Raw genomic sequence first — 12,319 nt, 5'->3', positions numbered from 1 at the left:
ATTCGAAAAGACAGGCGTGATGCCTGTCTTTTTTAGTCGCAGAACCCGGACAGCGGGGGGCGTGGTGTCCGGGTTGCCATCCGGGGTAGCAGCTATAATGTACTTGTAAATAAGAAGTAGCAATGCATGAAGGGGCGGATAAAAATGACTAATGTTTTAATTTTAGGGGCCCATGGGCAGATTGCCCGGCTCGCAACTAAGCAGCTGCTCAGCGATACGGATGCGCACTTGACGTTGTTCCTGCGCCGTGCAAATCGGATTACGGCGACCGATGCAGACCGGGAAACCATCGTTGACGGGGATGCGGCAAACGTGGCGGACCTCACCGCAGCGCTTAAGGGCCAGGACATTGTGTACGCGAACCTGGCGGGCAACATTGAGGCCGAAGCAAAGGCCGTTGTTACCGCGATGGATCAGGCGGGTGTGAAGCGGCTTGTGTGGATTTCCACGCTCGGGATTTACGATGAGGTGCCCGGGGCATTCGGCAAGTGGAACCACCAGCAACTCGACGGCGGCTACCTGGAGACGTACGCAGCTGCGGCCAAGACGATTGAGGACTCTGACCTTGACTACACCATCATTCGGCCGGCCTGGCTCAGCAACAAGAACGTGGTCGACTACGAACTGACGCAAAAGGGTGATGCCTTCAAGGGCACCGAGGTTTCCCGCAAGAGCATTGCGGATTTGGTGACCAAGATTGTGGCAACGCCGGCTAAGCACGTCCGCGAATCACTGGGGGTTAACCAGCCCAACACGGATGGGGCCAAGCCTTCATTCTACTAAACAATTAATTACCAGCTTCAGCATGGTCAGCTGATGGTCAAAAAAGCGGCAGCGGCGTGCTTCGTGCACTCCGTTGCCGCTTTTGCGTGGTTAATAGAATAGGGCGTTACTGTAGTTTGTGTACAGGTGCTGGTTGTTTTGCCAGTTGCCGTGGTAGTGCAACATGAGCTTGGTCAGTTGGTTGGCCGCGTTCAAGCGGGTACGCATGGTGCCGAACTGGGCACGCGAGTTATCCGTTAGGTTCTGGACCATCGTGGCGTAGTTGGTGTTGAGGTTGGCGTCAGTCTGGACGATTTGGTTGACCAGCTTGTTTTCACTGCGGATGACCGCCCGGACGGCGCGCGTTGCGTCGGTGTAGTGGAGACCGCCGACCATGACGGAGGCACCGGGGCGGGCCGTGGCTGCAGCTTGAAACTTAGCGTTGAGCTTCTGGGTTTCGTTGTTCAAACTCATAATGTTGCTGGCGAAGGTATTCATGGTGTCGGTGAACACGGTGTCCATCATGTCACTGGCGCGGGTGGTGGCGGCGGCCGCGCGGGCGGACTCAATGGCGCGCAGCTGCTGGCCATAGTAGCTGTTGAGCTTGCCGGTGCCCAAGGCGGCCACAGCCATGACGAAACTAACGACGGCACTCACGCGGAGGCGGTGTTTGGCCATTTGCGGCAGGTGCATGCGCCATGCGAGGATAAGTTCCAGGGCGCAACCCAAAAATAATAACGCGCCCACAACGATGAATCCAATCGCCATACCAAACACCTCCCCCCGAATTGTTTAATTAAATAATACCAACAAAGAGGGCGGCCGTATATACACGGTCGCCCTCAGTTTAGGTTAATTGCTATTTAGCTGCGCGTGCGTGCACTTCGTCGGTGAAGGCCGCAACGTCGAAGGTCTTGGAGAATTCCGCCAGGTGGACGAGGTTGCGCAAGAAGTCATGGGTCTTGGCCTCGTAGCCGTGCTTGTGGCCAAGGTCGTAAATGAAGCCGTTGATGTAGTCGACTTCGGTTGGCCGGTTCTTCGAGAAGTCCTGGTACATTGATGGGAAGTGCAGGGGGTTGGCCACCGCGCTCACGTGCACGATGCTCTCCCATTCCTCCTCGCGACTGTTGAGCAACTGAATGCCGGCCGCTTCACATGCGGAGTAGGCTTCCTCGATGAGCTGTTTGGACAGCTTCTCGGCCGTTGGGGCGGCGATGAATTCACCCATGCGAATCTGGTACATGGTGCACAGGGTGTTCACCACGGAGTTGAAGGTCACCTTGGCCATGAGCGTGCCCAGGAAGTTGTCGGTCAGGTTCGGGTTCAAGTGGGCGGCAGTGAGGTCGGCCAAGAACTTGGGGGTCATTGCGTCTGGCTTTTCGGTTTCGGGGCAGATGTTCATCGTGCCGGCGCCCGGCTGGCCGATGAAGTCCACGTCGCCGGCTCCGTTCAAGACGGTTGCGACCAGCGCGGTCCCCCCGAGCACGTGCTCAGCGGGGAAGTACTGATTGATCTTCTCGATATGGCCCATCCCGTTCATGCAGGTGATCGCGTACTGATTGGGCTTGAAGAAGTGGGCGGAACGTTCGAGCATTTCGGCCAGGCCCATCTGCTTGCAGAAGATGATGTAGGCGTCCGGCGTCCCCGTGTACTCTTCGGGGGTGAAGATGTTAATCGGCACCAGGTGTTTGTTCTGTCCGTCGCGGGAAACGTAGACCCCGCCTTGCGCGCGGCACGTGTCGACCTGCGGCTGCCAGGTATCCACGAAGTCCACCGTGGCGCCAGCATGTTCCTGAAGCAAAACGCCGTAACGCAAACCCATTGCGCCGGCACCCAAAACTGTATAATGCATATGTATATTCTCCTTATGGTAGGTAATGTTAGTGGCAAAAATAATATGTGTTGCGATTATTATGAGATTTGTCTCACTGAATGTCAATAACTAATTTAATGTTGTGCTAATTTTATTTTTGGTGATTAAATCGCTGGTTCGGCGCGGCCCAGATGCGGTTGGGCTGACGCGCGCCATTAGAAATTCTTATAAAATCAGTCTAAAGTTTGATGAACGCCGACTGGTTGTTTGCGACACTAAACTGCGGAGTGGGTTTACATATTTAAGCAAGTGTTGTGGAGGAATAAGCATGAACGATACACAGAAGTTGCCGACCCGGATTAAGACTATCTGGCGGCTAAGTGCGGTGGGTTCACTGGTCTTTGGGCTAATCTTGAGCGCGCTGCTGACATTGCCGCACCTGTTTTGGCACTGGCCGCTGTGGCTAGCACTGGTTGGCGTGGGCCTGACAATCGTGTGGGTCATTGTCGAACTGATCTTGGTGCCGTACCGTTACGCCTTTTCGGGTTACCGAATCACGGACACGGCGGTAGAAATGAGTTCGGGGTTCCTCTTTAAGGAGCGCATTGCCATCCCGATTGCCCGGATTCAAAACGTGACGCTGGAGGCTGGTCCCTTGATGCAGTGGCAGAAGCTGGAGCAGGTGGTAATCGCCACGGCCGCCACTGAACACGACATCGAAGGGGTGGAACCGGAAGTTGCCGTGCAGCTGCGTGAACGCATCATGCGCCGGGCTATTGAGGTGCAGGATGAAGAATTCTAGATTAGATGACGCAGCCTACGATTGGCACCGGCAAAGCCCGCTCATGCTGGTGATCTTTGCGCTGCGGTATATTATCCGCGTGACCATCGCTCTCGTGCTGGTGAACTTAAAGGATATTCATGACCTCATGCAAAATCCCCAGCACATCCTGTGGCTGTTTTTGTTATTCATGGTCATCGGGCTCGTGATTGTCTTGTGTGTAGCCGTGCCCAAATATTTCACCACCAAGTACGCCTTGACGGACACTGCGTTCATCCTGCGCAGCGGTGTGTTCCGGCGCAAAATGTTGCACATCAACTACGCGAACATCCAGACCGTCCAGAACAGCCAGTGGTTCTTCTACAAGCCGTTCAAGGTGGCAACGCTCACAGTTGAGACTGCGGCGCACGCGGGGGATGAACCTGAAGTGAAGCTGGATGCCGTGCCGCAGAGCCTGGTGAATGAACTGAAGGCGCGTCAGCAAGCCGCCCAGCACCTGACCGCAGATACGGCCGCGCACCTGATGCAGCAAACCGCAACGGCTGCCGCGCATGATGATAGTGGTGCCGCCATGGCGGATAGCGACGCGACCTTCGCCGCACTGCAGGCTGCACTAAACCGGCAGCACGAACGGCCCGTGACCAAGCTTGCCCAGACGTATGCGCACACGCTGGATATTAAGGAACTACTCGCGTTTGCCTTCACGTCGCTCGGGTTTATTTCGACCATTTTGTTGTTGCTGTCGGGCCTATCCTATTTGGATCGTGTTCCGTGGCTCGAGCACTGGCTGGAGAGTCACGTGAGTCACCTGCCCGTTTATTTGCTGGTGGTTGCCGTTGCTAGTGTGTTCGGCGCCGGCATCCTGATTTCGCTATTTATGACCCTGGCCCGGTACTGGCACTTCACTATTCACTTCGATGGTGAAACGGTCACGACGGAAAAAGGCTTGTTCCAGACGAACCACATTGCTGCGCCCGCGCGCCGGATTCAGGCGGTGCGGTTCCAGCAAAATATCATACGTGGCCTCCTGAAGAAGGGCACGGCGCAGGTGATTCTGGCCTCAGCGGTTGGCAAAGCGGATGAAGATAACGACCTCGTGCTCTACCCGATGCTGCCAGCGAGTGACGTGTGGGCGCGGCTACACCGGGTGGTCGCCTGGCTGCCCAGCACCCAACCGGCACTGCAGCAGTTCACCACCGGCACCTTTGCCATGATCCGGAATGCCATCTGGTTCCCATTCCTTGTGGCACTTGCTTTGACGTACTTCTTCCACTGGCTGGGCGCGATTGCGTTCTTATGGCCGCTACTGTGCATCGGCTTCGGCTTTTTTGCCAGCCACGCCCGCGGGTTTGCGATTAGCGACAAAATTTTGTTCATGACCACGGGTTCGATGTTCGTCCGCAGCGATTTTGCGGTCGCCCGCAACCACGTGCAGTCGGTCGATATTCACCAGAGTTGGTGGATGGCGAAGACGCACCTGGTGCATGTTGAGGTCCACGTGCGCAAGGGCAATGGCGACGAGTCCATCACCCTGCGGTACGTGCCGGAAGCGGTGGGCCGCAGCGTTTACGCTTGGTATCTCGGCCCGGCCGCGTTGGTTCACCGCACGGCGGCGGAGTAGGTGCGGCTGCAAAACTTCAATTCACCCCTTGACCGAACATGATTAAAAGATTAAGATAATGGCAATCAAGTAAATGAACGTGCTTTGCGGAGAAGAGAATACCTAATGTTACTCACAGAGAGCCCGGCTTTGGTGCAAACGGGCAGTAACCACGGTAGGAGAATGAGCTCCAAACAGCAGGTGCGAGGTTCACGCCAAGCACCCGGGCGCAACCGATATCTTGCTAGGCATCCGGAGTAATCCGCGTGCTGATGAGGCGGAATATTTCCGCGAAGCAGGGTGGTAACACGACAATCTCGTCCCTCAGTAATGTTTTTCGACATTGCTGGGGGACGAGATTTTTTTGTTTAGCACAGCATTTACCAAATTTGAGTTAGGGGGTAGCGAGATGTCCACACACAATACACCATTTCGTTACGACACCGTGGGGAGTTTCCTCCGGCCGGAATTCTTAAAGCAGGCGCGCAGTGATTTTGCGGCGGGCAAGATCGACCGGGCGGCGCTGACCACCGTGGAGGACGACGCGATTAAAACGCTCATCTTCAAACAGGTGGCGGCGGGATACAAGTCCGTGTCCGATGGTGAGTTCCGCCGGTCATACTGGCACCTGGATTTCTTCTGGGGGCTCAATGGCGCTGAGCACGCACAGGGCGGCGGGGGCGGTGAGCAGTTTCACGCCTGGTTGACCAAGCCGGATTCGGTGCAACTAGTGGGCAAGCTTGATGGGCACAACCATCCGTTCGTGGAGCACTTCAAGTTCATGGCTAAGCACGTGCCGGCGGGCGTGGTCGTGAAGCAAACCATTCCGGCACCCGCGCAGCTGCTATTTGAACTCGACCGACCGAATAACCAGCGGACGGTGAACCGCTACTACGATACACGGCCGGAATTCCTGGATGACATCGTTGCCGCATACCGGCTCGTGATTTCTGACCTCTACCGTGCGGGGCTGCGGAACTTGCAGCTGGATGACTGTACCTGGGGGACGCTGGCGGGGGCACTTGACACGTCCGTGACCTCGTTCCGCCTGACGCCGGCGCAGTTGCAGGCAACGGCGAGCGAATATTCGGCCCTTAACAACCGGGTAACGGATGGGTGGCCGGCGGACCTCATCATTAACACGCACGTCTGCCGCGGCAACTTCCACAGTGACTGGGCGGGCAAGGGCGCATACGACCCGATTGCCCGACCGCTGTTCACCGACTCGAACTACCACGCCTTCTACCTCGAATACGACACCGAGCGAGCGGGGGGGTTCGAGCCGTTGACCCAGGTGCCAGATGACAAATACGTGGTGCTGGGGCTGATTACCAGCAAGTTCCCGCAGCTGGAAGACCGGCAGCACATCATCGATCGCATCCACGAAGCCGCACAGTACCACCCGCTGGACAAGTTGTGTTTGTCACCGCAGTGCGGGTTTGCCTCAACGGAAGAAGGCAATATTTTAAACGAAAGCGAGCAGTTCGCTAAGCTCGCACTGGTGAAGTCGATTGCCGAAGAGGTCTGGGGCCCAGAAGGTACGACGGATTAAGTTAATTATGGGGGAATTCATGATGAAGAAATGGACTAAAACAATCGCACTCAGTCTGGCGGCAATCGGCAGCGTCGTCGGCCTCGCCGCATGCGGCAAGAGCACGACTAGCAGCAAACTCACCACCGTCACGGTTGGCGGGATTGGTTCTGACTACCAGACCTGGGTGCACATCGCCAAGACGCCGCAAGCCAAGAAGCTGGGCCTCAAGCTAGACGTCAAGGAAGTGACCGTGGGTAAGCAGCTGAACGACGAAACAGCCAATGGCGACATCGACGTCAACGCGTTCCAGTCCTACGCCTTCTTCCTCGCGTACAACAAGGAAACTAAGGGTAAAAAGATTGCGGCGCTCGGCACGACCTACCTGGAGCCAGTTGGGATTTACTCCAACAAGTACAAGTCAATCAAGTCCCTGCCGGACAAGGCAACCATCGGGATTTCCAGCAACCCGGCTAACGGGGCGCGTGAACTGCTCCTGCTGCAAAAAGCCGGCATCATCAAGCTCAAGAAGGGCTTCGACACGTTCGGGACGACCCGCGACATCACGAGCAACCCGAAGCACGTGCAGATTAAGGAAATTAACGAAGACTCCGCGGCCCGGTTCCTCGATGACTTCGATGCCGTGTTGATTAGTAACACCATCGCGCTGGAAGCTAAGCTCAACGTGCTCAAGGATTCCATCTACTACGAAAAGGCGGATGACTCCACCAAGGATAACATCAACATCCTCGCCACAACGGCGAAGCAGAAGAACAACAAGACCTACAAGAAGCTGGTCAAGTTGTACCGGGACCCTGCGATTCAGAAGTGGATTAAGAAGGAATTCGGCGGCACCAAGGTCGAAGTGAAGAAGCCGCTGAATTACCTTGAGAAGTAATCCCGCAATTTTGCGGCGAATCGCGTTACAATAAAGAAGATATGTTCCCGCGCTGGCGTGGGAACGAAGTTAGGCATTACGAAAGGAAGCAATTATTATGGCAAAAGTTGAAAGTTTCACATTGGATCACACGAAGGTTAAGGCACCATACGTTCGCCTTATTACCGTTGAAGAAGGCGCAAAGGGCGACAAGATTAGTAACTTCGACCTGCGTCTGGTGCAGCCAAACGAGAACGCCATTCCGACTGCTGGATTGCACACCATCGAGCACCTGCTGGCGGGTCTTCTCCGCGACCGGCTCACCGGTGTGATTGACTGCTCCCCATTCGGCTGCCGTACCGGGTTCCACCTCATCACCTGGGGCGAGCACAGCACCACCGAAGTCGCTAAGGCCCTCAAGAGTTCCCTTGATGCCATTGCGAACGACATTGAATGGAAGGATGTTCAGGGTACCGACAAGTACAGCTGCGGGAACTACCGCGACCACAGCCTGTTCTCCGCCAAGGAATGGAGCAAGAAGATTCTGGAAGAGGGTATCTCTGACCAGCCATTCGAACGCCACGTCATCTAAGTAATGTTAACAGCCAAGCGTTGCCGTCTGCAGGCAATGCTTGGCTGTTTTTGTCCCCAGGTGGTCTGGCGAAAAAAGGGGGATGTGATAGTATTATATTAATTAACTAATGCGCAATTTGGGGGGAGAACACATGACATTTGGCAGTGTCTTTGTCTCGAATCACGAATGGTTCCTGCAGATTATGTTTAGCTTCTTCTTCGTGGCGGGGTTCGACGCGTACTACCAGCACATGGCAACGCGGGCACTGAACTCAGACCGGAGTGTTCGTTCGGCGTGGCTAATTCGCGTATTCTCCATCATCCTCCCGTTATTGATCGCCAGCATCATGGCGTTCGGTGGCGTGGCCGTGACCGGGAATGCCGGTATCTACCACACCGTGGGGTTCTTCGTGTTACTGGTGCCGCTTATCGATGAAGGAATTAATAACTGGGAGTACGGTGCACGCTGTGTCAGCCTGACCGCCTTCTGGTTGCTGTATCACTGGCCCAACCGCACGAGCGGGCGCGCGCTGGTGTCGTATGCAGTCTTACTGCTGATGTTCTACCTAGTGCGGCGTTTTCGGCAACAAATTCGGGTCAACATCTTCCTGAGTTATGCGGTGATGCTCATTTTGACGGCCGCTTTTTGGTGCACCCTGGCGCCGCAGACGATGGGGATGCACCTGCCGTGGTTCATCGTATTACGCGCGTTTGTAACGATTAGTTTCCTCAACATTTACACCACTTGGTATTGGCAGCACCAGATGCAAGAGCGCACGGAGCAGGCGGCGATGCTGAAGCTGGCGCGCTATGACGAACTGACGAACGCCAAGACGTACGCGGCGTACAAGGACGAAATGACTGCGCTGTTCACGCAGGCCCAAACCGCTAAGACGCCGCTGACGATGGTGTCTTTGGACGTGGATCATTTCCGGCAGGTCAACGAGCAGTACGGGCACCTGGCCGGGAACGCGGTGCTGATTGGCGTGGCGAATACGCTGACACAAGTGCTGGATGCGGCGGGGCAAACGTACCACTTGTCGCGCACTGGCGGTGAAGAGTTCAACATCGCCTTCCCTGGTGCCGCCCCTATAGATGTGCACACGGTCATCAGTGATTGCTTGACGGGCGTGCGCAACGCAACGTATACGTATCAAGACGTTGCGGCGCACGTGACGATGTCGATGGGGGTGACTGAGGTTCAGCCTGACGACAAAAATATTGATTACACCTACAAGCGGGCCGATGATAATTTGTACCTGAGTAAGCGGGCCGGCTGCGACACCGTGACGGTTGATGGACAGACGCAGCAGGTGCACGCACAGACCGCAGACGTTGTCAGTTACACGTTCTTCGCCCAGTCCATCGTGGACATCACGGATGCAGACAGGCACTACCGTAGCGAATTGCTGCTGCGGATGTTCGATCATGGTTACCTGCGGTGGGTTGTGCCCCAGCGGTTCGACATTTCCGTTGATACCCAGATTGAGCTGCTGCAGCAGGTGCTGCAGAATACGCGGGTTAAGCGGCTAGCCATTAACATGACGCTCGCGCAGTTTACCGACGTTACGGTGGCCATGGCGATTACCGATTTCGTCCGCAACACGCCAGATTTGACTGCGCTGACGGTGGAGATTACGGACGTACCGGACATCATGATCACACGCCAGATTACCGCGATTTACCGGGTGGCGGGCGTGCGCATTGATATTGACGATGTCGGCAGTGACAACAGTTACGAGCTGGTGGCACACCTGCTGCCGTACGTCGACGGCGTGAAGTTCGCCATGCAGAATCTGCGCAAAACGAACACGCCCGCGCAACTCCAGAAGCGCATTGAATTCTGGGCCGACGTGGCGCAAAGGCAGCAGCTGGATTTCGTCCTGGAAGGGGTCGAAACCAGTGCGGAGGTTGACTTCGCCCGCAGCCTGGGCATCAAGTATATTCAGGGCTACTACTTCAGCAAACCAGCCTTACCACAGCTAAATTAATTTTTGTGCGGGGAAGCCATCGTTCGGGTTCCCCGCTTTTTTGGGTTTGCAGGCGAAAGTTAGGGAATAGGGCCGGGCTGGCCGGCCAAAATAACTGTAATCCCAAGCTGCAGCCCCCAAATATGTCCTGAATCACCACTAAGCAGGCTTTACGGCTACAACGACGTTGCGTGAAAACGTGTTATTGAAAGCTGGTGATGACTTAGCTTCTATTTCGGCCTGTTTTAGCGAATTACCAGCCAAAAATATTATCGACGTACGCATAAATTGATTCTGTCTGCGCATTAAACGCGCAATTTGCGGCGATGGGTAGGTGTAGCCACGTCTAATGGAAACACACGTTATCCTTTCATCCATTAACCACTTGATGTATAATTTGCTAAGTTATTTTGACATAACGGGATGTGTATGTGGTTTAATCGCGGCACTTTGCCGCACCTTGGGGAAATATAAAATATATGGAAATGAGTATCCGTGCTTTGGCGACACCAGCACTACTTGTGCAGCTGGTGTTCGCTTGCTTCTATATCTCTGGTTTTGTGACCTACTATCAACATGTTTGGCACCGGGCCTTCCGCAGTACCGACGCGACGCTGGGGCAACGGCGCTGGTACCGGATTTACTTAATAATTCTGGCGCTTGGAATCGGGAACGTTCTGCATTTTGGCGGCTATACCATTTCGGGCAGTTCAATGATGTACCATAACGTCGGACTCTTCGTCGTGGCCTTCCCGCTGCTGGACGGTGAAATTACTCTCGGCGAGTTCGCCATTCGGGCACTGGGCTTGATTGAAATCTGGGTGGCCCACCATGCGGGCAACCTGACTGCGCCCCAGACGCTGATCTCCTTCGCGATTCTGGCGGGGATTATTATCGCGGCGCGTAAGTTTCAGCAGCAACTGCGCTTTAATGTGTGGTGGAACTTCTTGTTTGCCGTAATCATTGCTACTTCGTTCTGGTTTAGCTTGCCGAGCGCGTCGGTGGGCGTACACGTCACGCAAGCGGTGGCCTGGCAGGCGGTAATTATGTTCCTGTTCATGAACACCTTCACGTGCCTGTTCTGGATTAGTCAAAGCCGCGAAAACCGCGCGAATGCCCACATGCGCAAGCTGGCTAGTTACGACCAACTCACCAATGCGGCGACGTACACGGCTTACCAGCAGGAACTCACCGAAATGTTCACCCACGCGCAGCAGACTAACGCGCCCCTAACGCTGGTGTCATTGGACATTGACCATTTCAAACAGGTTAACGACCACTATGGCCACTTGGCGGGCAATGCGGTGCTAATTGGGGTGGCCACGACTCTCAGTGAAGTGCTGGATAAGTACGGCAATTGCGCCCAAATTTTCCGCACCGGCGGCGAAGAATTTAACATTGCTCTTCCCGGACAAGACCCCGAAACGGCGCTGCCACTGCTTAAGGAATGCTGGGCGACGGTGCGCAAACATCGCTACCATTACGAGGACGTTGACGTGGCGGTTACCCTCTCGATGGGCGTGACCGCGATGCATAGCGACGACCGCAGCATTGACGACACCTATAAGCGGGCTGACGACAATCTGTTCCAGAGTAAGCATGCGGGCCGCGACACGATCACAATCGAAGGGGTGACGATGCATAGCCGGACGCAGCAAGAGCTTGTGGCGACCTACACGTTCTTCACTCAGGGAATCGTCGACATCACGACACCGGACAATGCGCGGCACCGGAGCGAATTGTTGCTGCGGATGTATGACAACGTCGAGGACCGGTGGCAATTGCCGGACCGCTTTGATATTTCGGTGGAAACCCAGATCAACTTGATTGAGCGCGTGCTGGCGAATTCCGGCACGAAGCGGGTGGCCATCAACCTGACGCTCGCACAGTTCGTGGATCAGACGGTGGCGACGGCCCTGACGAATTTCAAGGCGAGCACCCACGACCTGGCGGAGCTGACCGTCGAAATCACGGACGTGCCTGATGTAGCTACGATGCGCAATATCACCCCAATCTACCGCGCAAGTGGCGTGCGGATTGATATCGATGACGTCGGGAGTGACAACAGCTATGAACTCGTCCGCGGCCTGCTGCCGTATGTCGATGGCGTGAAGTTCGCCATGCAGAACCTGCGCCAGACCAACGATGACCAGCAGTTGCGCGAACGCGTTGATTTTTGGGTCGGCATTGCCAAAGCCAACAACCTCGAGTTCGTTCTTGAAGGGGTTGAAAATGCCGCGGAAGTGCAGTTTGCCCGCGATGAGGACATCAGCCTCGTTCAAGGTTACTTCTTCAGCAAACCGGGACTACCGACAGATTGCAAGTAAATTAGCGTGAACAAGAGGGCCAGACATTTGGGAACTATGTCAAACGGTGTTGAATAGTAAATTTATCATTTGGAGTTCGTCCTTC

10 protein-coding genes are annotated in these 12,319 nt (G+C 55.3%); 8 read left to right on the top strand and 2 right to left on the bottom strand.

The features are described 5' to 3' along the window. The first annotated feature begins 144 nt into the window (after nucleotides 1-144). Nucleotides 145-783 (top strand): SDR family oxidoreductase, encoded by a 639-nt coding sequence (locus tag FC18_RS01710; RefSeq protein WP_056975353.1) that lies wholly within the window; start codon nucleotides 145-147, stop codon nucleotides 781-783. Between the two features lie 90 nt (nucleotides 784-873). Here FC18_RS01710 and FC18_RS01705 read toward each other — a convergent pair whose 3' ends face one another. Together FC18_RS01705 and FC18_RS01700 are read right to left on the bottom strand one after the other, a co-directional pair. Beyond that, entirely contained in the window at nucleotides 874-1,530 is a 657-nt protein-coding gene (locus FC18_RS01705; protein ID WP_054678902.1) for a hypothetical protein, read from the bottom strand. Between the two features lie 91 nt (nucleotides 1,531-1,621). Continuing rightward, nucleotides 1,622-2,614, bottom strand: coding sequence for a ketopantoate reductase family protein (locus FC18_RS01700; RefSeq protein WP_054678899.1), 993 nt, complete (start codon nucleotides 2,612-2,614; stop codon nucleotides 1,622-1,624). A 289-nt stretch (nucleotides 2,615-2,903) separates the two neighbouring features. Here FC18_RS01700 and FC18_RS01695 point away from each other — a divergent pair, with 289 nt between their 5' ends. From FC18_RS01695 to FC18_RS01665, 7 genes are all read left to right on the top strand, one after another. Then, complete coding sequence (locus tag FC18_RS01695; protein ID WP_054678896.1) at nucleotides 2,904-3,377, top strand: PH domain-containing protein; 474 nt, start codon at nucleotides 2,904-2,906, stop codon at nucleotides 3,375-3,377. Further along, nucleotides 3,364-4,977, top strand: a complete 1,614-nt coding sequence (locus tag FC18_RS01690) for a PH domain-containing protein (protein ID WP_056975352.1) — start codon at nucleotides 3,364-3,366, stop codon at nucleotides 4,975-4,977. Before FC18_RS01695 ends, FC18_RS01690 begins: the two co-directional genes overlap by 14 nt. Nucleotides 4,978-5,365: 388 nt before the next feature. Continuing rightward, entirely contained in the window at nucleotides 5,366-6,508 is a 1,143-nt protein-coding gene (locus tag FC18_RS01685; protein ID WP_054678889.1) for a 5-methyltetrahydropteroyltriglutamate--homocysteine S-methyltransferase, read from the top strand. Nucleotides 6,509-6,530: 22 nt separating this feature from the next. Further along, nucleotides 6,531-7,385, top strand: coding sequence for a MetQ/NlpA family ABC transporter substrate-binding protein (locus FC18_RS01680; RefSeq protein WP_054678886.1), 855 nt, complete (start codon nucleotides 6,531-6,533; stop codon nucleotides 7,383-7,385). Nucleotides 7,386-7,482: 97 nt separating this feature from the next. Then, nucleotides 7,483-7,956, top strand: coding sequence for an S-ribosylhomocysteine lyase (locus FC18_RS01675; RefSeq protein WP_054678884.1), 474 nt, complete (start codon nucleotides 7,483-7,485; stop codon nucleotides 7,954-7,956). A 133-nt stretch (nucleotides 7,957-8,089) separates the two neighbouring features. Next, on the top strand, nucleotides 8,090-9,928 hold the full coding sequence (locus tag FC18_RS01670) for a sensor domain-containing diguanylate cyclase (RefSeq protein WP_054678880.1): 1,839 nt from the start codon (nucleotides 8,090-8,092) through the stop codon (nucleotides 9,926-9,928). Between the two features lie 458 nt (nucleotides 9,929-10,386). Beyond that, nucleotides 10,387-12,234 carry a GGDEF domain-containing protein gene (locus FC18_RS01665; protein ID WP_054678877.1) on the top strand — a complete coding sequence of 616 codons (1,848 nt, stop codon included), beginning with the start codon at nucleotides 10,387-10,389 and terminating at the stop codon, nucleotides 12,232-12,234. Nucleotides 12,235-12,319 lie beyond the last annotated feature (85 nt).

The organism is Lacticaseibacillus sharpeae JCM 1186 = DSM 20505 (assembly GCF_001436225.1).
GTDB lineage: Bacteria > Bacillota > Bacilli > Lactobacillales > Lactobacillaceae > Lacticaseibacillus > Lacticaseibacillus sharpeae.
The sequence above is the reverse complement of the archived record's forward strand: the minus strand, read 5'-3'. Positions and strand labels throughout refer to the sequence as shown.